This window comes from Olivibacter sitiensis DSM 17696 (genome assembly GCF_000427965.1).
Classification (GTDB): domain Bacteria; phylum Bacteroidota; class Bacteroidia; order Sphingobacteriales; family Sphingobacteriaceae; genus Olivibacter; species Olivibacter sitiensis.
The window spans coordinates 1-21172 of sequence record NZ_ATZA01000009.1 but is presented as its reverse complement, the minus strand read 5'-3'; the positions used below and the strand labels follow the sequence as shown (position 1 = coordinate 21172).

Here is a 21172-nt window from a genome sequence, read left to right as displayed (position 1 = left end):
CCAATGTATTGCCTTATGAAAAAGTTGCTTTTGCTCCTTTCCCTCTGTTTCATCTTCACTGCGCTTACGGCACAACAGAAGACCTTTGTCCTAGTCCACGGTGCTTGGGGGGGTGGGTGGTCATTTAAGAAGGTAGACTCCCTATTAAGTGCCCAAGGGCACCAGGTATATCGCCCCACGCTCACGGGGCTGGGTGAGCGTGTACACTTAGCCTCACCACAGATAGACCTCAGTACGCATATCAAGGACGTGGTCAATACTATTTTGTACGAGAGACTGCACAACGTAGTTCTCGTGGGCCACAGCTACGGTGGCATGGTCATTACGGGCGTGGCCGATAGCATTCCCGAGCGTATCGGCCAGTTGATTTACCTAGACGCCTTCTTGCCCGAGGACGGCGAGAGCGTAGTACAAAATGAAAAAGGCGCGCCCAATATAGGGCTGGAAAAAATGGTACAAGATGGCATGGTTGTTCCCTTTTGGGTACCTGCCGATAAGCCCTTGCCCAAGGATGTGCCACAATCCGTGCTTACCTTCACGCAGCCCATCCAGCTCAGGAGGACGGAGCTGACCAGCAAGATTCCTTCTACCTACATCCTCACCGTAGACGAAGGCAAACAGGAAGCCGACGATGATTTTTACTTTTTCTACCAGCGTGCCAAACAAAAGAACTGGAAAACCTGGGTCATGACCGCCGACCATAACCCGCAGTGGTACCTGCCGGAAGACTTAGTCAATTACCTCATTAAATGACCGTAGGGAAGATCGAATGTCAAGATTCGCCTTTCATATGACCTGATGCTGCATTGCACGCGTGGCAGTCAAAGCCATCGCAAGCGTGGTCAAAACTTCTATGGTCATCATCAAACTTGATAGCGAAGCCCTATCGGCAGTACCCATCAGCATCATCTCGGCCGATAGCAGACCGAATGAACCATCCGCCTGCTGTTGGCTCAATAAAAAGCCCCAACCGTCATCGTTCAAATCCAGGTTATGGTCAATCAATACAAGAAGCCTGAGAAGTACTGAAACCATCTGTATGTCGTCCGCTCGCGCAAAGGAATGCGACAGGTATTTTATCAAGGACTCCGCTCCTTCGGCTGTCTTGAGCAAATCTGCAGACTGGTAGCTTCTGCAAAAGTTCAACAATGCCTCTCTGTCCAGCGCAATTAAGTCTGTTATGTCATCAATGGGATCCGCTCCCTCTGGAAGGATATTGTCATAGAGGCTTGGAGCAATGCCATTGTCCAGGTTTTTTATGAGCTGCAGGCCGTAAGACACCATTTCCTGCTCTTGCCCTGATTCGGCATTGTAGTTCTGTAGCCAAATGGCGGCAGCACCTATTACTTCAGTTATTTTTTTCATGACTTTTGGATATAATTTGTAGAGAAAGCAGGAGCGACACGATGGTCGTATGGTAGCAGAGCGAGAATATGGCCTTTTTATCGTCATTTAAACTCGCTTCAATGAGGTCTTCGGACAGGTCCTTTCTGCCATTGATAGATCCGTCCGTCTGATGAAAGGAATAGAACCTTTCCGTGGCAATGGGACAAATGCTACTTTCAGACACTCCCATGATTTCTGCGCACAACAACAATTCTCCCAGGATATCCCAATTTCCCAATCGCCAATAATGGACTATCAGCGATTCTATGGTACTTTGTACAAGTTCCTTTCTGGGTTCCAGTAACATGGGGTACTCTAAACCAAAATCGGACAAATACAGAATAGTGTGCGTGATTGAATAGGCAGAATCGTTATCGATATAGACGGCATTTTTCATTTTGGACAAAAAGGTTCTTTCATAAGAATCGGCAAAGAGCCTCTTTTCGCCATATCCAGAGATATTGTAAAAATAAACTACATCCAATTCCCTAAAAGGGACTACTTCCTGTGCATCAGGAAATCCCCATTCATCGAGCATCTCCAGCGTTTTTTCATAGAAGGCATCTTTCCAACCGATAGACCTAAGTGTGAGATAGGGCAATATATAAGGAAAAGACTGTACTGGCCTTTTCCGGGAGAGCTCGGCTACGGCAGGCAATCGCAATTTATGTTCCAGATGGGCCAACCATTTTGGCCGAATGGTTCCATCCATATCTAGCTCGCTCCACAAGCGGTCGTTCTTGGTAAGCCTAGTATAAACGATCGTCAGCTCGGCCAATGCCTGAACGCCTTCCATCGAAAGCTCATTTGCTTGCCAGGGGTCGAAGTATTCCAAGTTGTCGGTGATCCACCTAACAGCCAAACTCGCTCTCTCCAGAGCCACTGTTTGGTTATTTTCTTCTACAAGATTCATCTTTCCTTCTGTTTTCTAAACATACTGTTACCATATATAGTCCTTTAATTTATTGCCCCGATAGAATGATCGGGGCAATAAATAGGCAGGGCCTACCTTATAACCTGTGTAGCTATGTCGCCCACTTTCCCTCGCAATACAAAATCGCGGTTTATCAATTCCCAAGCAACGGGGCTGCCTTTATCAAGGCTGGGGATCCTTGAAGACATTTCCAGTATTTTACCAAGTGTTATATCGAAATTCAGCACCTTGGAATCCTGGATATAACTTATTTGCTCGGCGGTAATGGAAGAGCCTAGGTCGTCAATCTTTCCTTTAAATACAAAATCGCGGTTTATCAGTTCCCAAGCAACTGGGCTACCGCCACCAAGGCCCGGGATCTTCACCGAGGCCAGGGCAATCTCTCTCAGCGTGAGGTCTGAGTTAACCAGACCGCTTTGTTGAAGCGCTATGACATCAGCGCCCAACGAAACACTCGTTTTTCCTAAATTCTCCATAATTAATGTTTACTTTTGATATTGCCTACTCTAAACAGTTTTCGGCCACCCTGTGCATACTGTTTTGTTTAACGTCGTTGTTCTGCTTTGCCCGACGTGAATTTTCGAGAAAACCGTTAAAATTGATCGATAAATTTATCGGTGCCTTTTCCTATGAATGCTTATGCATTGCTGGTGCTTTGGGAATCGCTACACCGTACTTGATAATTGGTTTACTTTTGGTATTAACCTTGTATAAGTTTCAGAAATCCCAACCTTCCCCATGGGTTCTTATTCTAAAACAAGGGCTCATTTTTTAAAGACTTGACAAAAACATTTCTTTTTATCCTTCTTGTACTTTTAAAAAGTAGCCCTTTTACATGTATGTGAGTTATCACTTGTCAATTACAAATTTATGTAGACCAGCTGCGCCTGACAATACCCATAAACGAGTAATTTTAAGCACATTAGCATATTTCTGATTCAATGAGAGCTTTCTTGTACCCATGACTATAACTTGCCAGCAGACAGGTAGCACGCCATACCTATCCCCCTCTTCGAGGGGGGCGCGGTGGGACCGAGCGTTGGCAGGGGGAGGTAAAATCGTTACCTTTGATAAAACAACCATGTCATGGAGGAAGCAAACAATCACAATCTTTGGAATTACAACCCGAATCTTAGGTCGTTTGCACGCAGTAACAGAAAAAACATGACCAAGGCAGAAGCATGTCTGTGGAAGTATGTATTGGGCGGAAGACGACTACTGGGATACCGATTTAACAGGCAACGGCCAGTCGGGAATTACATCGCCGATTTCATGTGTAAAGAGCTTATGCTGATTATTGAAGTGGACGGGCTGACGCATCAGTTTGAGGAAGTTGCCGAGAACGATACCCGTCGAGAGCAAGCATTGAAAGCGATGGGATTCACCGTTATACGTTTCACGGATGTTGAGGTACTGCATGACATGGGTAACGTTGAGCGTACACTTGTCAACTATATAGAAAAGCACCAAGGCCTTTGAATTATTAGGGCTTACCTCCCCCTACCCCCTCCAGAGGGGGATAGCGACCTGCAAAGGTAGTACACCATACTGTCCCCCTCTTCGAGGGGGGCGCGGTGGGACTGAGTGCTGGCAGGGGGAGGATTGGAAAAATCAACACCTACCGCCCCCTTTCCTAGGCACTTGTCCAGCACGCTCCCCTCTTCAAGGGGGACAGGCGGGCAGCAAAGCCTAAGAAATTCATCACCAGCTTAAACCATTGAGACAGATTACCGTCTTTAGCCATATAAGAACCATTTTTATGAAACACGTACAATATGCATCGCTCCTCATTCTATTCCTCCTCTGCCGTTGCGCGTATGGCCAGCTCAACCCGCCGTCTTATTTGGTCACGGTAGGGGACGTGGAGATAGCTTTGAACACTGACGGCTCCGTCATAGGTATAAACCCCAGCAAGAATATAATAGGCACATCTGACAATATGGATATATCGTACGATCTCCAAAACCGGGTGCGCCGCATCGGAAACATGGATATCGACTACGACCTGAACGACAGGGTAAGGCGCATAGGAGATTCAGACATAAGCTACGACCTCTATAACCGCATCAGGCGCATAGGTTCAAAGGATGTAGATTATGACCTGCAGGGGCGTATACGGCGCATAGGCTCAAAGGGTGTGGATTATGACCTGCAGGGTAGGCCCCGCAGCGTAGGCGATGAAACCCTGGATTATGATCTTTACGGAAAGCTCCGCAGCATCGGGAACAAGCAGGTCGAATACGACCTGAACGACAGGGTACGCCGCTTGGGGAACAAGGACATATCCTATGATCTGAATGGCCGCATCAGGGCGATAGGCAATGCTACCCTAAGCTACGATCTGGACAGGCGCCTAAAGGACATAAGGGACTCGGACGATGAAACGCTTCGCTACTACCACTGGGTACTAAAGCTAAACGAACAGGGGAAGCGCTGATAGCGCTATTGTATCATCGACGGACAAACTCATAGGTACAGCTAGTTTAATCGTTCGAAACGCGCTCCATTGTACCTGAACAAATATGGCGATGCCTTGCCAGTCTTAAAGATAAGCAGATTTTCAATACAAGAAATACACGCAGGAAGTTACCGGTATTGCAACGGAAGCCCGTTTCATTTGTTTCGTTTATTTCGTTTATTTTTGTGTTTTAAAAACAGTCACTATGGAAACTCTCGATCAAATAAAAAGACCGTCTAAGGTAGAGCAAAAAGTTGCTATAGCATCTTACTCTGCGTTAGCTTCTGTTTTGTCGCAAATAAATACTGATGAAGCGGAAATTGAGATTGAAGAAACTAAAGATAAGATCAAAATTCCTTTCAGGGCATTACAACTCTTAGGCGACATTTTAAAAGCAATGAGTGAAGGTAAACCCATTTCTATCGTTCCGGTAGCTACTGAAGTCACTACTCAAAAGGCAGCTGAAATACTTAGTTGTTCACGCCCTCATATTGTTAAGCTCTTAGAAAATGGTGAAATTGACTTTGTTAAGGTAGGTAAACACCGTAGAATCAAATTTGAAGATGTAATAAAATATAAGCAAAAAATGAAGGAAGAACAGAAAAAGAACATTATTGATATAATGAATTTTGACGAGGAACTTGGATTGTATGATTCATAGGATACGAACGTAATATATCCGGTAATAATTCGGGATTTATTGTTTTGGTTTGCACACTACGAACTTTATACTCCTAAATGGAGTGAAAATATTTTTGATGAATGGAAAGATGTAATGGTTAGGAAAGGAGTAACCGAGCCAGAAGCCGAAAAAAGAGTTCAGAAAGCTAATTTGGCATTCCCAGACGCATTAGTGAAAAATTATTCAGGTTTAATCAAAAATTTGACTTTGCCAGATGCAAAAGATCGTCACGTTTTAGCAGCTGCAATAAAAACAAATGCAAATGTTATCGTTACAAACAATTTGAAAGACTTTCCTCAAGAGTATCTTGATTCTTTTGGATTAACAGCAAAAAGTGCAGATGACTTCTTAACAGATATAATTGATTTAAATTCGGATAAAGCAATAACAGCATTTACAGAAATGGTTCTAAGTAAAAAAAATCCAGCAATGGACGAGTTTGAAGTATTGGAGAATTTAAGAAGAAATGGGCTTAATGATACCGCAAACTATTTACATGTTCTCTTGTAAATTTCTAACAGCTCCTAAATATTAAGAATCTGAGTCCCCATCAATATAGGCAAACGATGAAAGATCTTTAATTATTGGGGGGTCTAATAAGTCACTTACAACCACAAAGGACACAATTACAAGCTGCTGTTTACGAACGCATTGTGTTCTTAGTGACCCTTGTCGTTAGTGCAACCCGTACTTTTCAGACACCCCCGTTCAAGGCTTTATCACTATCTTCCCCCCATGAAGGCCAGCCTTCAAATAGAGCTTGCCACAGCTAGCGGGCAGTCACGTGTGCTGCTGCCTGCCAAAAACAATACCGACCGTTCGGGAGCCCTCTCTTGGATCAATGCGGTTGCGCCCGAGCGTAACATTTCCGTTGATGATTTTACTTTTGCCTATTCCATCCGTCAAAATCCTCAAAGGAGAGAACAGGATGATCGGTCGTTTATTTACCATGGCAGCCCTCGTGTGGTGGGGGCTTATATCTACGGGCCAGGCCAAGGCATCCTGAAGAGCGTGGGCAAACTCAGCATAGACTACCATCGGAATGCTTTCGGCAGCAATGAAATGCAGGGAACGCAAAAAGGGCAGTTGAAATCCGTAAAAGGTGAAGATAGCTGGGTACGCGTGACGGCTGCATATGGCCACCGCTCCAAAGTGCGTGTCCCGTAGGTTGCTTTTTTTGGAAAATCAGTTCAACGCGTTTGAACAAATGACCCATGCATAATACTGAAAGCTACTACTATCTATCAGCTCATAACAAAGCTTTCCATCTGCTTCAAGCTGGCATAAGCAGCCACTTGGTGGGTTTTCCTTACCGCCTTGCGCTTGTTCTGGGTTTTGGATACCGTATCCAGCATTTTGATGATGGAGGCATCGGTATTTTTGATGACTATCTCTGAGCTTTTTGTCAGACTGGTGGATGGTTGGCTATCGATCAGGACTCTGCTCGTCATAATATTTCCATTGACAAGGATTCAGTTTATTTTCAGAGACGATTACAATCTGGCTTTTCCTATCTTTGCTAAGTTATGGCAATACCAAATCCAGTATACATTTTCCGTATTGTTCACTGGCAGAATGTTGAATACATTCTTACACATGGTTTATGCAGCAAACTGCATCCACTTCATGACCCGAACTATATCAACATCGGGCATCAGAAACTTATTGCCGATAGGCATGACCACCCCATACCTCTAGATGGGTATGGTAATCTCGGCGAATACATTCCATTTTACTTCTGGGGTCATTCACCCATGCTATACATGGTTATGCATGGATTTCAGGGTGTAAGGCAATATCCTCAAGAAGAGATCGTCCACGTTGTTATTGATTCTGCACGCATCATTGAAAGGGGCATGCAGTACGTGTTTACAGACCGTCATGCCAAAACTAAGGTGGCCCTCTTTTTCAACGACCCTACATATCTTGATCAGTTAAAATGGGATATTATTCGGTCAAAAGATTGGAAGAATACCGAGGACGATTTCGAGCGTAGGGACTTCAAGCAAGCGGAGTTTCTTGTACGCCATCACATTCCCGTATCCCTTATCGATAGGCTTTTCGTAAAAACCGAAGGAAAAAGGGTGGAAATCGAGAATATTGTTCGTAAATTAGATTTTGAAATACCTGTACAGGTAGCTCGTGAAGGAAAGTTATACTACTGATGATCATATTTTTGAGAGGTAATTTGCTCCTATCCGATGCTCAGGCATTGGTCAATACCGTCAACACCGTAGGCGTGATGGGCAAGGGCATTGCGTTGCAGTTCAAGAACCAGTTCCCCAAGAATTACAAGGTTTACAAAGAATACTGCAAAAAAGGTGAGCTGAAGATCGGGCAAATGCTGGTGGTGAAAGACGGCGATCTCATGCGCGAAAGGTACATCATCAATTTTCCCACGAAAGAGCATTGGAAGGCTCCTTCCAAAATCGAATACATCGAGAAAGGGCTCCCGGCATTGAAAGACATTATCCAAAAACATCAGATCAAAAGTATCGCCTTGCCACCCTTGGGTTGCGGCAGCGGCGGGTTGGATTGGAACATCGTGAGGCCCATGATTATCGATCAGCTGTCGGAACTGGAAGCGCAGATATTCATTTACGAACCCAATGCGGAGATAAAAGGCATCCTTCAGGCAGAAGAAAAACAACAGGATGCCAAGCTCACGCCGGCCAAGGCAATGCTACTCTACCTGATGTTCCATTATGAGACTATTGGTGATATCAGCAGCCTGTTTTCGGCAAACAAATTGGCCTACTTCCTTCAAGAAAGCGGCGAGAACTTACGGCTTACCTTCAGGGCCCACCATTACGGCCCTTACTCGGTACAGCTCAATCACGTGCTGGGTGCGGTAAACGGTGTATACCTAAAGGGGCTGGAACAAAACCAAGCCAAAGCTTTTGAACCCTTGTTGCTCAATTATGAGCGGTATGACGAGGTTGAACGCTTCATTCAATCGGAATTGAGCCCCGTACAACGAGATCGGCTGCAATCCGTACTGAAACTGATCGAGGGCTTTGAGTCCACCTACGCGCTGGAGCTACTGGCTTCCGTAGACTACGCCAACAAACAGGAAAGAGTAAATTCCCTTGCTCAGGTAATGGCGGTCATCAAAAACTGGAACCCACGAAAGGCCAATCTCTTTAGGCCCGAACATGTAGAACTGGCGCATGCTCATTTGGAAAAGTTTAAGTCTAACGCATTCGTATCCTGAATTTTTTTCCATTTCTTGACGTTGATGGTTTTACTTTTGCCTATTCCATCCGTCAAAATCCCCAAAGGACAGAACAGGATGATCGGTCGTTTATTTACCAGCACAACCTTCGTGTTATGGGGGCTTATATCTACGGGCCTGGGCCAGTCCAGGGTATCCGTAACGGTGGCTCCCCACGATGAGCTATCGGTACGGTTCATGGTAGGCCATCAGTTGGTAGCCATTGACGGGGAAGGCCTATTGCTGTTCGTTGACGATCTGGCATCGGATGGCACTGGCGAGGAAGATATCACGTACTATGGCCCTTCGGATTGGTCTGAACTACGGGGCAACCTTAAGGAGGTCAATGGCCTTCGCCTCACCTATTACGATCGTTTTGACTGGGACGAGCTCCGGGGCAAGCTAAAATCTGCAGGCGACGTGAAGTTGAGCTATTACGATCGCTTTGGCTGGGAAGAGGTAAAGGGTAGACTGAAGAGCGTGGGCGACATCCAGTTTACGTATTACGACCGCTTTGGCCCGGACGAACTGGAGGGTAAGCTGAAAAGCGTGGGCAAACTCAGCATAGACTACCATCGGAATGCCATCGGCAGCAATGAAATGCAGGGAACGCAAAAAGGGCAGTTGAAATCCGTAAAAGGTGAAGACAGCCGGGTACGCGTGACGGCTGCATACGGCCACCGCTCCAAAGTGCGTGTCCCGTAGGTTGCTTTTTTGTAAGACCAGTTATTTGCCTCCCACGATAGTTATTCCATCCTCGTCGAAAGTATAGCTTATCTGCTCGTTTATCTCCAATCAATGGCTTACCGTTATCTTTATCTCCATAGACGAAGCCAAGAACTTAAGCATCAAACATACTTACCTATCGCTGTAAGACAGAAAATACCTGCTTTTAGGTATTGAAACCTAGGCTTTTTGTGCGGAAATTAGCATCATCAGGTTTAACCTATTTCTAGCAGTAGCTACCGCCAATTACGTTACTCCCATTAGGCTGATCTGAACAAAGGCATTATATCCAATTTTCAATCGACAGGATAAATCGAAAAATCATGACAACTAGATCTACCGCAAGAAACCTGCTGATTCTCGTTTTGTTGCTATGCTCATATGAACAAGCCGGCGCACAAAAGATCAAACCGGACTCATTGTATAATGCATACAGTATAGCGCGGCAGTTATTTATATACCAGGGGCAGGAGAACGAAACCGATAAAGAAAAGGTCAAAAACTTATTGGCCGGCATCAACGCATATGTTTCTAGCGTTGAAAGCTCTCGGTTTGAGGCGGTCATGCAAGGCTATCCCAAATTGTACGCAAAATATCATACGCTCCACATGCAGGCATTTCCCGTGGATATACTTTATAAAAACGATGACACGACCGTCGAAAAAACTCTAGGCGAGTTAGGTAAAAACAAGGAAGCGGCCCTCGTTGCCAGCTCACTTAAAAGTCTATACCAGCTGAGACTATCCGAGCTTAAGCAACAAGAGAAATATAACCGATACAAAACGCTCGAGCACCTGGATGAAATTCCGGCAACGGACGATTTGAAGATGCTGAAAAGCCTAAAAAGCTCCTTTTCTTCCGAAGTACATATGTACACCTCAGCAGAAACTGATTCCACGAATTTTTTCATATCACTGAAAAAGGAATCTATCTATATTACCTTGAAAAAGGACAGCCTTATTTTGTCTTTCCCACCAGAAGACACGCTAAAAAAAATAACGCTTGCCACCACTGAATTTGACCCGCTTTTATCGCAATGGCAACAGCGCATCCATAATTTGCCTTTTCCATCAAATGACAGCCTACCACAAGATTCTCTTAGGAAACCTAGCCTTAATGGCCTATCGGTAGAATGGAACGACGTCCCCAATAACACCTTACAGCTAACCCTTAAAGCAAATGACGGTCAAAAAAATTATACGCTGTGGACGAGCGAACACAACATGGATAAATTAGCGTGGAAAGAATGGCAATCGGAATCGGGGCCCCTAACCATTCGCTTCTCGGTTCAAGACACTCAAAAAAATTATGCGATAAAAATAATTGATTATGCTGAGTGGGCCCCAGAAGAGAAAAGATGGCAAAAGGACAGCCTCTTCAAGGCGGCAAACACTATTGTATCCAGCTATATAGCAAACAGGCTAATATCCAATTATGAATACGAGATTACCAGATCCAAGCTTGAAGTAAGCAATATAGAGCAGAAAATAGCCAAGCTTTTGAATGACCCCAAAAACATAGAAATCAGGAAAGCATTGTTCAAGAAATTGGATACCGAAGGTAAAATCGAGCTCTCTAGTTACGACCTCAACAAGCTTGCCTCACAGACCAGCCAGATACAGGCTTCCTATCAACAGATCGTGTACCAGAATGAGGTAGCCACCACTGGGGGCTTCCGCATGCCCTCGCAATCGGAGATGATTGATGCGCTGGCCATCTATATCGCCAATAGGATGAAGCAGGAGACCGTCATCTGGTTTTTTGAGACCTTTACCAAGCAGGCCGAGAAATACCCGCTATTTAGGGAGCTTTTTCCCAGTACGCTGTCGCTGCTCAATGGCAAGGAAACCTACGAAATACCCAACCTGGGCTCGCAGTGGCAGTATGCCCTTTCCAAGGACTTCGTGACACTGCCAGAGAATCTGGCATACAGTGAATGGCTCACGAAAAACAAACCCGATGATTCCTATGTGGACTACATTAAAGGCGCGGTCAAACTGGCACAAGGCTTCAGCGAGCGCAAGAGCTACAGGGAGGTGATAAAGGAGGCCTATCTGATGTCTCCCGGTAATAAGCCAGATAAAAACGATTTCGGGCAAAGCATAGCCTTTCTCTATGCGGTCAATACCGAACTTTTCTTTAAAGACGATTCGGCCCGTTTCCATATGCTGGGTTACGACCAGTACAAAAACATGCACCCCGAGGAAATGACCCTTATGTTCAGCCTATTGGACATCAAGCACCATAAGCTATTTTCCAGTGTCATTGCCAATGGCGGCGATCTCGAAGAAATGAATTGCGACATGGTGTGCCGTTTCCTCGGTAAGCTGGAGATTACCATCAGCGAGATAGACCGCATGAAGAACGATTTTGCCAATAAGCAGACCCAGCTAGAACAGAACGGCGGCAAGGACAACTATTACGATGCCTACAACCTCTGGAAGAGCTTAAGCAAGGTATTTTCGTTGTTCTCGGACTCCACCATTTCACCAAACAAAGCCTGGGCAAATACAAAAAAGCAATTCGATGCGGTAGAGGGCCTTATGGAGTCGTACAATCTCATCTACAAAAAGAACTATGCGGGTGCCGTACAAAACACGCTTAGCATTTTAGACAGCATTGTTTACAGACATAACACTTTACAAATCGCTAAAAATGACTACCAAAACAATTCCTTCATAAAGGAACTAGATGGCTATGAAAAATCTGCCGATAAGGGAAAACTAAAACAGGGCGATTTATCCATCAGCAACGTTTACCTAGGTGCCCATAACGCTAAAACGGATTGGAAAAAGAAACAAAAAATCACAATAAATAGCTATGAGGTCGATGCAAATATAATTTATCAAAAAGCAAAAGTGAGCATTGCTTGGCACAACGAGGGTACTAAGCGAGATACCTCTATAACTCTGGACACCATCTATACCTTTTCGCTAAACGAAATGACATACTATACTACCGATGTAGAAGATCCCTATCTAAGGAACCAATGCTACAGGATAGGTGAATACCTATATTTCGCAGCAAATAGCCTCGCCTCTTCCTCACTACTGGCACAGGATCGGCGCACCTTCCAGTTTATCCGCAAGTTCAGTGGTTTTTTGGGAGACGTGGCGCTGGCAAGGGACGAAAAACAACTGGCCAAGGTGGTAGAATCATACGCAATGCCGCCCAGCTCCTACAAGCGCAAGCGGACCGTGTGGCGCTCCCTAGACCTGGTTACCCTGCCTGGTCCTTTCTTTGGAATAGAAACACTTGGCTTGGGCAAGGACACGTTCAAGGGCTTCGCCGTCTATGGCTTCACCGCACCCATAGGCATTTCGTATTCATGGGGCACGGGAAGGCCTATTAAAGGGGGGAACTTGTCTGAAAAAGACCTGCTCAACCCCGGCAACGTAAAGGTAAAAAACGGGCAGGCACAGCACCGCAGAAAACTCACCTACTCCCTTACCGCAACGCTGATAGACATCGGTGCCGTGGTATCCTACCGATTGGGCGACCAAGATGGAGGGCTGCCACAGGAACTCCGCTGGGAACAGTTCCTAAGCCCCGCAGCTCACTTTTCCATTTCCATACCCGGCACTCCGCTGGTAGGCAGCACAGGAGTGCAGTATACGCCACGCCTGCGGAATTTCAATGATGGCACAAGCACCCCAAAAAACGCACATAGGATATACTTAGGCCTACTGTTCGATCTGCCGATGTTTAACCTCTGGGAGAAAAAAGAGTTTTACAAGTGATGAATTTTATACGCTTAGGCATAGAGACACCCGTTATTTCAACTACCTGTGAAGATTGACGATAGGGTGACGGTACAGGTGCTCCAAAATGTGGAGTAAATGGCTACCTATGTGGTTACAGGGCGTTTTGCGTAAAATGAAATAACCGTCATTTTTCGTTAGATATGATTTGGATTGTGCTATATCACGTTGAATTTATTGAATGCGGAGGTACTTACAAAGCAAAAATCCCAGCCAGCGACTGGGGATTTCATCCGACATAACGATTGATTTTTACGATATAATTTCAGAAAATCCAACCGTACCATCAAATAGACCGCTACCTTGGCTCATAAGCTTAATCCCAGCTTTAACTTCATGAACTGCGCATAAGTATAAGTCATGAAAAAACTCATCGAACAGCTCGAAATACGCCATAACAAAGACTATCCACGCTACGAGGTCTGGCGACTTGCGAAATTAAGACTCTCCAGTCAATGGCTTATCGCTATCTTTACCCCCATGAACGCCAGCCTTCAAAAATACCTCCATGCCTCTGCCCGCATCAAGCGGGGAGGTGAGTACCGCGTCCTGGTATTGCCCCATGTGCGCTAGGATGAAGATCATGGGCAAGGTGATTTGATAGCATTGAAGTAGAATTGTTCCAATGGTTTTCGGGACAGGCATAGGCTAAAAAAATCAAAAACAAAAGAACTACGCAATGAAAGGGTAACGATTCTTCAACTATTTTTACCTAGCTTTGCGTAGAACGGTGTTTAAATAGCTGCTGACTTATGGCAACAACAAGTTTAAGAGAACTGGCGCAAAAAGGTAGCCATGCGGTAAGACTGCTGAGGAAAAAGCGTCTCGGCAATGGATTGCCCTTTATGATCAACTCTAAAGATCTGGATGATGCTACTTGTTATCTGGAATATCCAGACGGAACCATCCAATTGGTAGAGCAATTATCAAACGGGATGGATTTTCGGGTCATATCCACGCTTGCCGAAGACGAAGCCAATAACCTAAGGATCAAATACCAACTATCATAGGGCAAATGCCAAACCTCTTCATCATAACGGGATCCAACGGTGCTGGCAAATCAACCGTAGGCGCTACCTATTTCCCAGATGATATCGGTGAAATATTTGATGGGGACAAGCTTTTTTTACAGAGAAAGACAGCTCTCTGGAAGTCTGGCCTCAAAGTACAGAAAGAGTTGAACAAGCAAGCATCAGCATTTGTTGAGAAAACGTTCAATGAACGAATTGATAGTGCGATTAGGCATAATTTTGACTTTGCCTACGAGGGGCATTTCTCTAGGGATGAAAGCTGGGCGGTACCAAATAAATTTAAGTCATTAGGCTATCGCCTGCACTTGGTTTTTTTCGGGCTGAGCAGCCCCAACATTTCTTCCAACAGGGTGCTTATAAGGGCAAAAGAGGGTGGTCATTCGGTAGATCCCCTAACATTAAGAGAAAATTTTTACGGAAACTCTACTTCCTCGCGGGGTATAAAAAATCCTTTTACGCAATTCATATTGCGGACACAAACCTGTATATGGCTTTTCTCAAAAATACCAGCTCCTTTGTATACTGGGCCTCCTTCAATAAATACACCACGAACCGTATCAAATACCTTTTGATTGCTAAAGCCTTTTTTCGCAATGTCAGCGTCTCTTTCTTCCAAGATTGTAGCATGCATAAATTCCAACGTAGCACAGTCCAATTTACGAATGAGCTTATCTTGATGAGGGTCATCTGCCGCATCCATGTTTTTTGGAAGTTCCTGGCCTGCGTTGGCGTAATTCTGCTCCATGATTTCATAATAAGCCCTAAAAAGCCTTATGAATTTAGCATCGAGGAAATCGCAACAGTAATCTAATTGAATAATCGCGCCCAATACGCTTGGGCGTTTAATACCTCCCTGACGGTGTTTATTCTCCGCCCATTCTTGTGCTCGCACATAATTGTTCTCCCAAAAGTACATACCGTGCCCGAGCCAATCGAAGGGCTTTCTGCTAATCTCAACGTTATTGGGGTTATTTACCAGCTTATTTCTAACTTCCAAATCACAGCCATGGAAGCCGATTACAGTATTAGGTCTGAAATCATACATTTACGAATAGGGTTATTTGGCGACTACCAACTTTTCTAATTCGGTGTAGGGTTTAGTGAATTTGCCTTTTTTTGTAAGTATACCTGCACTATTAAGCGATTGTATAGCCTCTTTTTTAGACATAGCCTTAGCTTCTTCCAGTTTTCTGGCAGCCAGCTCCATTAACGCCTTAAAATCTTTATCACTCATGTTACAGCTACTGTTCTTACAAAGATAGGCATTCCAACTGTTATTACAAAAGCTTGTTTTAGTATATCTTATCTTGTGCATGCTGAGGGGTTTGTTTGCCATATCGTAGGGTAATCTTGTCGATCCCTAACTTATGCAATACTGTTAAAACTCCCAGTGGTGCACTTTGCCGCGGAATTATTGGTGTACTTTGTGTCGGAATGGCAGTCCCTGAAAATCTCAGGGAAAAATCAACCTAAACCTAAACCGCTATCCAACCCTGCTTAAAAAACTGGTGTACTTTGCCCTGGAATCACTGGTGCATATTGCAGCGGAATAGTGGTGTACTTTGGTGCGGAATATCCACAGAGCGCCTTTGGCCATAGCTTTGTAGATGCCTGCCATATCATGCCTTTCAGCCATTCGCACGACGATCGGGTGAGCAATGGCCTGGCCCTTTGCCCCAATATGCACCGTGCTTTTGACCGTGGGCTGCTTAGCGTGGATGGCGAGTACCGCATCTTGGTATCGCCTCATGTACGCGAGGATGAAAGCCATGCTTATAGCTTGGCTCAGCTAGCGGGCAAGCGCATGCTGCTGCCTACTAAATTGCAATACTGGCCCAGGCAGGAAGGATTGGAGTGGCATAGAGAAGAGGTGTTTAAGGGATAAGCAAAATTCGTTGTCTAATAATTAATGCGAAATTATCAATAATTTAGACGGACAAACTGTCTCCTTCCCACTGATCGGAATCAGGTGAAAGATCATGAAAATACTTTGCTAACTTCAAAAGATTATCGGCAATTACCCGATGTAGGGTCGCTGGTACTCCCTGTGGCACGGGAACGCTGTAAAGTAAGTCGGCGTGCATTGGCAACCCCAAAGAATCTGCATAAACGGTTAGCCCTTCGTCCACATAGTTATTATGCTCATCGATGGGAGTGGCTTTTACAGAAGCAGCTACATTTATAGATTCATCGTTGGATTCACTTACATGACGAGCCAAAAATACTGCCATGCCACAATAACTACTTGTTCCTACTCTTATGGATTTACAATGTTTTTTACAAAAAGAATCGCTTTGGCAATAACGACGTCTTAATAGCGAGACATCCCTTTTTTGGGGAGGAGGGATAAATGCTTCCCGCTTGAGCTTGCCTTTGGAGTTGCTGTAGAACATGGGGTGCACTATTCCCCTTATGAGCAGCTCGTCCGGACCGATATCTAAAGATATAACTTCCCGCATTATAGTGCATTAGATCAATTCCGCAAAGGCCCTATTTAAGTCGGAAGAAAAGGCTATACCATTAAACAGTTCATTTTCCCGAACAAGGGTGATTTCGTCATTTTGCTTCATAAAATAACCCAAGCCTTTATCTCCGATCTCAACGGAAAGAAGCCTGTTCTCCTTCTGAAAATCCATTACTACAGTTCCATACGACGTACAGATGATATCGTCTACATCTAATAGGTTGAATACATCCCTTGGCAACAACGCAAGTAATTTCATGGTATTTCTGACGGCACTAAAAGACGGCGGTACAGCGCCGTAGCCATCCCAATTATCTCCTAAGGCCAAGAAACCAGTTATTCTATCAAAAAGCTCTGCAGACGGGTATACGCTTACGGGCTCGGTAATTCTATCCATGTCGTTTCTTCCGCCATAATAGGATGTGGCAAATCCAGCATAATCCAAAGTGATTGGTCTTGTTGCTACTGTTGTCATCTTAGGTTTTTAGTTTATTGTTCCTATCGCTAAACAAGTTCTATTAACTGCTGTATCTCTTCCGTCAGTAAATCCTTCAACAGCTTTTTGTTATATTCATGCATATCGGCCAGCTTCGATTCAAAATCAGTACGAAACAAATCACTTAGCTGTACCTCTTTCTGTAATGCTTCGGTCACATTGTGGCTTATGACCACGGATGGCTGGATATCCGATCTTACCTGTATCTCCAACCTATCGTAATAAACCACCCCATTGATTTCTTTCTCTGCTACCAAGCTGAATATAGGATTGATGGAATCAAAGAAGTCCAACGGCAATTTTTGATTTTTTTTGAAAAACAAGGAGAGGTCTATGCCGCCCTCCTTATCTATCCACAAAAATTCATCTATGTAGTGCAGACTAAACGCATTGATAAATATATCTGCCTGAATATTGCCCAACGCCCTGACCTGATCTTTATAGTCGCTGTAGAAAAGTGCCCATCGCTCATACCCCAGCTCATGGTACGAGACAAACGTCCTTCCTGCCTCGTTTATCCCCTGCAACACACGCTTGGGCTTTCCAGATTCAAATGCCGAAAATTTGAACCCTGCTTCAGCCTGATTGGTGATATTCGTAGCATCTCTGCCATCATCGTTGCGCTGAAACTGTACCTGCAACTGCGAAACCACCCCGAATTTCTGAAAAACATGGGCATATTCTGCTTGAATCAACTTTTCGAAACGCGAAGGCTTCAATATGGGGTTCGCCAAAAACAAACTGATCACTGCCTCCCGAATAGAATGCTTTCCATTTATAGGCCGAATCTTATCTCTCAATGACATACATGTGCTTAACAGTGTCTATAAAAACTATATCCTTTGCTACCTTTTCAGTACTACCATTGCTTCAATGGGCTAAATATAAGAAAGTCTCCAATGCCACAGAAATTTTTAAGCATTTTTAACGCCGCCTAATCCAATTGATCAACAAAAAACTTAATTTCATCTTTCAAATAGCCCTTTACATCAGCCATAGCTTTCGTCTGCTTTGGGACAGTTGCTTTAGACCTTAATACATCCAAATAGTCCATATCCTTGTCTATTATGGATTCGATGTTATCAATCGCCAGTTGTTGATAAAACGTCTTTTCTCCGCAATCCGTTCTTCGTATAATATCGACAGCCTGCCTTGCTGGCGACGAGAGAATCCCGCGCTGAGAGCATTCACAATTTTCTATGTTTTTGATTATTTCTTTTAAACTCTCCTTCGCATGTTCCATAATCATCTTATTTATTCCGTTTTGTGGAGTCGTTTGTTTTTTAAGTCGGCTTTTCGCAGTCCTCAAAATCATCTTGAATATTCCGATAGTTCGCAAAGATCAGTACAATTTAAAAAAAGCATGACGGTATCAGCAACCGTAGGATAGGATTTAGTTTGTATATTTGTACCGTTATGCTTGGTAAAGCCTCTTTCTTTCGGGAAACGTAACCAAGTCAAGGTTTGAGTCTCGGTCGTCACCGAGGCTTATTTATTGCAAGAACTTTTCCGTCAGATACAGCCTTCACTCCTTTAACCGCTCATTCTCTTCTCTCAGCTTCTCGTTTTCCGCTTCAAGTTCCGAAGCCCTGGCCGCCTATAATACTGTTTTGGTTATCATGTTTTTAAGCTGTTTGTTAATTTTGTTTAATTCAAGCCATGAAAAATGTCTTCTCCTTCTAGCCATCTTTGTCTTGATACGTCTTTAATATTTATATCCATTAGAGTTACGGTATGACATAGTACTTTACGGAGGGCCTCCTTGTCTGAGTTTTCGGCCAATCGAGTTGGTAGAATTAAAATCTAATAATAATGTAACAATAGTAAGCAACTCCCTTGTAAATGCAGGTTTCCAGGACAGCTTCTCATTTGAAGATTCTTTAAGCGCAGATCAAATTGAATATATAAAGTTCTTGATAAATCAGGTAGATAACCCTGAAATTGTCGAAAAACTCAGAGAGTTACTTGACAAAAAACACATTGAGTATTAAGAATTACTCCAAAATTAGATCGAATACAATTTATTGACCTACATTCCCTCGTGAATAATCTAATCCCAGAATAGGTTCATATTATATATATGTTTGTTATTTCAATCAAAATATGTATATTTGTATGTAATAACAAACATTAGTTAGAAATGACTACGAAGAAACAGGTCGTTTTTCCCAAGTACCACAAACTGATGGAGCAAGTGGGTGAAAATATAAAGCTTGCAAGAAAACGTCGCAAACTAACAACCGTTCAGGTTGCAGAGCGGGCTGGGATTGCACGCTCAACGTTATACCTCATTGAAAAAGGGGATACAGGAGTTGCCTTTGGTGCTTATTTGAATGTACTTAGGGTATTGGGTCTACAAGATGATGTGCTGAAATTAGCGGCGGACGATGATTTAGGAAGAAAATTGCAGGATTTGGAATTATTGAAGTAAAAGAATGGCAAAAGACAAGTTCGACATTTACGTGTATGCACACTGGAAAGGGATGCCAGATCCCAAACTCATGGGCATACTTTCCGCTCACTTTGCCAAAGGGAAAAAAGCATTTAGTTTCGAATATGATAAAATATGGCTAAAATCGGAACATCTGCAAATTTTGGATCCTGGTATCCAATTTTTCGTTGGCGCGCAGTATTCCAATGACAAAGAGAACTTCGGCGTTTTTTTGGACAGCATGCCTGACACTTGGGGACGAACATTGATGAAAAGAAGAGCTGCCCAGCTGGCCAGGGAGCGAAATGAAAAAGCCCCGATATTGTATGATATAGATTATTTGCTGGGTGTGTACGATGAGAGCCGTATGGGAGCATTGCGCTTCAAAACGGATATCGACGGTCCTTTTTTAGATGACAACAAGGAAACGCCTACTCCGCCATGGTCTTCGATTCGGGAGCTTCAGCATGCGGCCGATCGCCTCGAAAATGACGACAACAATAATGAACTAAAAGAGTGGCTGGCTATTTTAATGGCGCCAGGTTCCTCATTGGGTGGCGCACGCCCCAAAGCCAATATTCTGGATGAAAACAATGAATTGTGGATCGCCAAATTTCCTTCTAAGAATGATACACTTGACAAAGGAGCTTGGGAATTCCTAGCGTATCAATTGGCCATAGGAGCTGGAATACGGATGGCTCCATCCAAAGTCGAAAAGATAGCAGGCAATCACCATACATTTTTCACCAAGCGCTTTGATAGGGAACAAGGGGAACGCATTCATTTCGCTTCAGCGATGACCATGACGAATAATAGCGAAGACACGATACGTGACAATCCGGCAAGTTACTTGGATATCGCTGAATTTATTCAAACTTATGGAGCAGAGGTGGAAGAAAACCTGCACCAACTATGGCGTAGAATTGTTTTCAATATTGCCATTTCCAATACGGACGATCACTTACGGAATCACGGTTTTATTTTGACAGATGGAGGTTGGATTTTATCCCCAGCTTATGACATAAATCCTTCAGTTGAAAAAAATGGTCTGTCACTGAATATCGACATGGACAATAATTCCTTAGATTTTGATCTCGCTATAGGTGTAGGTGAATTTTTTAGACTTGGCCATAAACAAATGGATAGCATCATCCAGGAAGTATTAGGTAGTGTAAGCCAATGGGAAAATGTTGCCGATAAAATCGGAATATCAAGATCAGAGAAAGAACTCTTGAGCGGAGCATTTAAAATATAAGTTTAAACCAACAAGCCTAAAGATTATACGGGTTCATTTCGTATCTTTGTGTAGCAAAATGGAATAGGAAAATAAGGAGTTGGTTCAACGAGACCCTAGCGAGACCTCAAAAACCATCACTTATAAAAGATATTAAATCAAGGAGTTAGGAAGCGAGTTCAAGACCCTCACTGAGTGTCTTTGAAAACAGGATAAGAGACTGTAAAATAAACTGTGTCAAGGATAATAAATAGAAGTATTATTTTTGACATAGTAATTATGAGTATTAAGGAAAACGATTTTGATTTTGAATCCATGAAGGACAAAGCGCTGGAACAGTTACGCAGCGGTGAAT

General features: G+C 43.8%; 25 protein-coding genes. 14 read left to right on the top strand and 11 right to left on the bottom strand.

Going from position 1 to position 21172, the window contains the following annotated elements:
• Nucleotides 1–15 precede the first annotated feature (15 nt).
• A complete protein-coding gene (locus A37S_RS0106665) occupies nt 16–753 on the top strand; it encodes an alpha/beta fold hydrolase (RefSeq protein WP_211229732.1) in 738 nt (245 codons plus the stop codon).
• 33 nt (nt 754–786) lie between these two features.
• Here the strand turns inward: A37S_RS0106665 and A37S_RS0106660 are convergent, their stop codons facing one another.
• The 3 genes from A37S_RS0106660 to A37S_RS0106650 all read right to left on the bottom strand — a co-directional run bounded on the left by A37S_RS0106660 (nt 787) and on the right by A37S_RS0106650 (nt 2796).
• A complete protein-coding gene (locus A37S_RS0106660; RefSeq protein WP_028296312.1) occupies nt 787–1365 on the bottom strand; it encodes a hypothetical protein in 579 nt (192 codons plus the stop codon).
• Nucleotides 1349–2299 (bottom strand): DUF6895 family protein, encoded by a 951-nt coding sequence (locus tag A37S_RS0106655; protein WP_028296311.1) that lies wholly within the window; start codon nt 2297–2299, stop codon nt 1349–1351. Before A37S_RS0106655 ends, A37S_RS0106660 begins: the two co-directional genes overlap by 17 nt.
• A 92-nt stretch (nt 2300–2391) precedes the next feature.
• Entirely contained in the window at nt 2392–2796 is a 405-nt protein-coding gene (locus tag A37S_RS0106650) for a hypothetical protein (RefSeq protein ID WP_028296310.1), read from the bottom strand.
• A 610-nt stretch (nt 2797–3406) separates the two neighbouring features.
• Between A37S_RS0106650 and A37S_RS0106640 the strand changes: the two genes are divergently transcribed.
• The 5 genes from A37S_RS0106640 (at nt 3407) to A37S_RS0106620 (ending at nt 6627) form a co-directional block, all read left to right on the top strand.
• On the top strand, nt 3407–3799 hold the full coding sequence (locus tag A37S_RS0106640) for an endonuclease domain-containing protein (protein ID WP_028296308.1): 393 nt from the start codon (nt 3407–3409) through the stop codon (nt 3797–3799).
• Between the two features lie 280 nt (nt 3800–4079).
• Entirely contained in the window at nt 4080–4757 is a 678-nt protein-coding gene (locus A37S_RS0106635; protein WP_028296307.1) for a hypothetical protein, read from the top strand.
• 226 nt (nt 4758–4983) lie between these two features.
• Nucleotides 4984–5439, top strand: a complete 456-nt coding sequence (locus tag A37S_RS0106630; protein WP_028296306.1) for a helix-turn-helix domain-containing protein — start codon at nt 4984–4986, stop codon at nt 5437–5439.
• Between the two features lie 12 nt (nt 5440–5451).
• Nucleotides 5452–5970: a PIN domain-containing protein gene (locus A37S_RS23815; RefSeq protein WP_036601609.1), complete on the top strand. Its 519-nt coding sequence runs from the start codon at nt 5452–5454 to the stop codon at nt 5968–5970.
• A gap of 225 nt (nt 5971–6195) precedes the next feature.
• The gene (locus A37S_RS0106620) at nt 6196–6627 is read left to right on the top strand and encodes a hypothetical protein (RefSeq protein ID WP_028296305.1); all 432 of its coding nucleotides are present in this window, start codon (nt 6196–6198) and stop codon (nt 6625–6627) included.
• A gap of 77 nt (nt 6628–6704) precedes the next feature.
• On the opposite strand, the gene A37S_RS0106615 is transcribed toward A37S_RS0106620, so the two are convergent.
• Nucleotides 6705–6911 (bottom strand): hypothetical protein, encoded by a 207-nt coding sequence (locus A37S_RS0106615; RefSeq protein WP_028296304.1) that lies wholly within the window; start codon nt 6909–6911, stop codon nt 6705–6707.
• Nucleotides 6912–6986: 75 nt separating this feature from the next.
• Between A37S_RS0106615 and darT the strand changes: the two genes are divergently transcribed.
• The 4 genes from darT to A37S_RS0106595 all read left to right on the top strand — a co-directional run bounded on the left by darT (nt 6987) and on the right by A37S_RS0106595 (nt 13140).
• Complete coding sequence (darT, locus tag A37S_RS0106610) at nt 6987–7625, top strand: type II toxin-antitoxin system toxin DNA ADP-ribosyl transferase DarT (RefSeq protein ID WP_028296303.1); 639 nt, start codon at nt 6987–6989, stop codon at nt 7623–7625.
• Nucleotides 7625–8674 carry a type II toxin-antitoxin system antitoxin DNA ADP-ribosyl glycohydrolase DarG gene (gene darG / locus A37S_RS0106605; protein ID WP_028296302.1) on the top strand — a complete coding sequence of 350 codons (1050 nt, stop codon included), beginning with the start codon at nt 7625–7627 and terminating at the stop codon, nt 8672–8674. The genes darT and darG overlap by 1 nt, the downstream gene beginning before the upstream one ends.
• Nucleotides 8675–8695: 21 nt before the next feature.
• On the top strand, nt 8696–9379 hold the full coding sequence (locus A37S_RS0106600; RefSeq protein WP_169719451.1) for a hypothetical protein: 684 nt from the start codon (nt 8696–8698) through the stop codon (nt 9377–9379).
• Between the two features lie 344 nt (nt 9380–9723).
• A complete protein-coding gene (locus tag A37S_RS0106595) occupies nt 9724–13140 on the top strand; it encodes a hypothetical protein (protein ID WP_028296300.1) in 3417 nt (1138 codons plus the stop codon).
• A gap of 459 nt (nt 13141–13599) precedes the next feature.
• On the opposite strand, the gene A37S_RS0106585 is transcribed toward A37S_RS0106595, so the two are convergent.
• On the bottom strand, nt 13600–13806 hold the full coding sequence (locus A37S_RS0106585; RefSeq protein ID WP_028296299.1) for a hypothetical protein: 207 nt from the start codon (nt 13804–13806) through the stop codon (nt 13600–13602).
• 107 nt (nt 13807–13913) lie between these two features.
• Between A37S_RS0106585 and A37S_RS0106580 the strand changes: the two genes are divergently transcribed.
• On the top strand, nt 13914–14171 hold the full coding sequence (locus A37S_RS0106580; RefSeq protein ID WP_028296298.1) for a hypothetical protein: 258 nt from the start codon (nt 13914–13916) through the stop codon (nt 14169–14171).
• 433 nt (nt 14172–14604) lie between these two features.
• On the opposite strand, the gene A37S_RS27440 is transcribed toward A37S_RS0106580, so the two are convergent.
• The gene (locus A37S_RS27440) at nt 14605–15237 is read right to left on the bottom strand and encodes a hypothetical protein (RefSeq protein ID WP_028296297.1); all 633 of its coding nucleotides are present in this window, start codon (nt 15235–15237) and stop codon (nt 14605–14607) included.
• Between the two features lie 12 nt (nt 15238–15249).
• A complete protein-coding gene (locus A37S_RS27435) occupies nt 15250–15426 on the bottom strand; it encodes a hypothetical protein (RefSeq protein WP_169719450.1) in 177 nt (58 codons plus the stop codon).
• A gap of 318 nt (nt 15427–15744) precedes the next feature.
• Between A37S_RS27435 and A37S_RS0106565 the strand changes: the two genes are divergently transcribed.
• On the top strand, nt 15745–16077 hold the full coding sequence (locus A37S_RS0106565; protein ID WP_028296296.1) for an HNH endonuclease: 333 nt from the start codon (nt 15745–15747) through the stop codon (nt 16075–16077).
• A 43-nt stretch (nt 16078–16120) separates the two neighbouring features.
• Here A37S_RS0106565 and A37S_RS0106560 read toward each other — a convergent pair whose 3' ends face one another.
• From A37S_RS0106560 to A37S_RS0106545, 4 genes are all read right to left on the bottom strand, one after another.
• Complete coding sequence (locus tag A37S_RS0106560; RefSeq protein ID WP_028296295.1) at nt 16121–16651, bottom strand: hypothetical protein; 531 nt, start codon at nt 16649–16651, stop codon at nt 16121–16123.
• Nucleotides 16652–16660: 9 nt separating this feature from the next.
• On the bottom strand, nt 16661–17131 hold the full coding sequence (locus A37S_RS0106555; RefSeq protein ID WP_028296294.1) for a hypothetical protein: 471 nt from the start codon (nt 17129–17131) through the stop codon (nt 16661–16663).
• 29 nt (nt 17132–17160) lie between these two features.
• Nucleotides 17161–17958 carry a TIGR04255 family protein gene (locus A37S_RS0106550; protein ID WP_028296293.1) on the bottom strand — a complete coding sequence of 266 codons (798 nt, stop codon included), beginning with the start codon at nt 17956–17958 and terminating at the stop codon, nt 17161–17163.
• Nucleotides 17959–18086: 128 nt separating this feature from the next.
• Nucleotides 18087–18395, bottom strand: a complete 309-nt coding sequence (locus A37S_RS0106545) for a hypothetical protein (protein ID WP_157278478.1) — start codon at nt 18393–18395, stop codon at nt 18087–18089.
• Between the two features lie 897 nt (nt 18396–19292).
• On the opposite strand from A37S_RS0106545, the gene A37S_RS0106535 reads away from it, so the two are divergent.
• The gene (locus A37S_RS0106535) at nt 19293–19583 is read left to right on the top strand and encodes a helix-turn-helix domain-containing protein (protein WP_028296290.1); all 291 of its coding nucleotides are present in this window, start codon (nt 19293–19295) and stop codon (nt 19581–19583) included.
• Between the two features lie 4 nt (nt 19584–19587).
• Nucleotides 19588–20838 (top strand): type II toxin-antitoxin system HipA family toxin, encoded by a 1251-nt coding sequence (locus A37S_RS0106530; protein ID WP_028296289.1) that lies wholly within the window; start codon nt 19588–19590, stop codon nt 20836–20838.
• Nucleotides 20839–21172: the final 334 nt, after the last annotated feature.

Excerpts from the sequence above, each read along its gene's own strand:
- A37S_RS0106640 (WP_028296308.1), top strand. The coding sequence starts at position 3,407 with ATGGAGGAAGCAAACAATCACAATCTTTGGAATTACAACCCGAATCTT.
- A37S_RS27435 (WP_169719450.1), bottom strand. The coding sequence starts at position 15,426 with ATGAGTGATAAAGATTTTAAGGCGTTAATGGAGCTGGCTGCCAGAAAA.
- A37S_RS0106620 (WP_028296305.1), top strand. The coding sequence starts at position 6,196 with ATGAAGGCCAGCCTTCAAATAGAGCTTGCCACAGCTAGCGGGCAGTCA.
- A37S_RS0106595 (WP_028296300.1), top strand. The coding sequence starts at position 9,724 with ATGACAACTAGATCTACCGCAAGAAACCTGCTGATTCTCGTTTTGTTG.
- A37S_RS0106660 (WP_028296312.1), bottom strand. The coding sequence starts at position 1,365 with ATGAAAAAAATAACTGAAGTAATAGGTGCTGCCGCCATTTGGCTACAG.
- A37S_RS0106630 (WP_028296306.1), top strand. The coding sequence starts at position 4,984 with ATGGAAACTCTCGATCAAATAAAAAGACCGTCTAAGGTAGAGCAAAAA.
- A37S_RS0106580 (WP_028296298.1), top strand. The coding sequence starts at position 13,914 with ATGGCAACAACAAGTTTAAGAGAACTGGCGCAAAAAGGTAGCCATGCG.
- A37S_RS27440 (WP_028296297.1), bottom strand. The coding sequence starts at position 15,237 with ATGTATGATTTCAGACCTAATACTGTAATCGGCTTCCATGGCTGTGAT.
- A37S_RS0106530 (WP_028296289.1), top strand. The coding sequence starts at position 19,588 with ATGGCAAAAGACAAGTTCGACATTTACGTGTATGCACACTGGAAAGGG.
- A37S_RS0106665 (WP_211229732.1), top strand. The coding sequence starts at position 16 with ATGAAAAAGTTGCTTTTGCTCCTTTCCCTCTGTTTCATCTTCACTGCG.
- darG (WP_028296302.1), top strand. The coding sequence starts at position 7,625 with ATGATCATATTTTTGAGAGGTAATTTGCTCCTATCCGATGCTCAGGCA.
- A37S_RS0106555 (WP_028296294.1), bottom strand. The coding sequence starts at position 17,131 with ATGACAACAGTAGCAACAAGACCAATCACTTTGGATTATGCTGGATTT.
- A37S_RS0106655 (WP_028296311.1), bottom strand. The coding sequence starts at position 2,299 with ATGAATCTTGTAGAAGAAAATAACCAAACAGTGGCTCTGGAGAGAGCG.
- A37S_RS0106535 (WP_028296290.1), top strand. The coding sequence starts at position 19,293 with ATGACTACGAAGAAACAGGTCGTTTTTCCCAAGTACCACAAACTGATG.
- A37S_RS0106615 (WP_028296304.1), bottom strand. The coding sequence starts at position 6,911 with ATGACGAGCAGAGTCCTGATCGATAGCCAACCATCCACCAGTCTGACA.
- A37S_RS0106650 (WP_028296310.1), bottom strand. The coding sequence starts at position 2,796 with ATGGAGAATTTAGGAAAAACGAGTGTTTCGTTGGGCGCTGATGTCATA.
- A37S_RS0106550 (WP_028296293.1), bottom strand. The coding sequence starts at position 17,958 with ATGTCATTGAGAGATAAGATTCGGCCTATAAATGGAAAGCATTCTATT.
- A37S_RS0106560 (WP_028296295.1), bottom strand. The coding sequence starts at position 16,651 with ATGCGGGAAGTTATATCTTTAGATATCGGTCCGGACGAGCTGCTCATA.
- A37S_RS0106585 (WP_028296299.1), bottom strand. The coding sequence starts at position 13,806 with ATGCCTGTCCCGAAAACCATTGGAACAATTCTACTTCAATGCTATCAA.
- A37S_RS0106545 (WP_157278478.1), bottom strand. The coding sequence starts at position 18,395 with ATGGAACATGCGAAGGAGAGTTTAAAAGAAATAATCAAAAACATAGAA.
- A37S_RS0106635 (WP_028296307.1), top strand. The coding sequence starts at position 4,080 with ATGAAACACGTACAATATGCATCGCTCCTCATTCTATTCCTCCTCTGC.
- darT (WP_028296303.1), top strand. The coding sequence starts at position 6,987 with ATGGCAATACCAAATCCAGTATACATTTTCCGTATTGTTCACTGGCAG.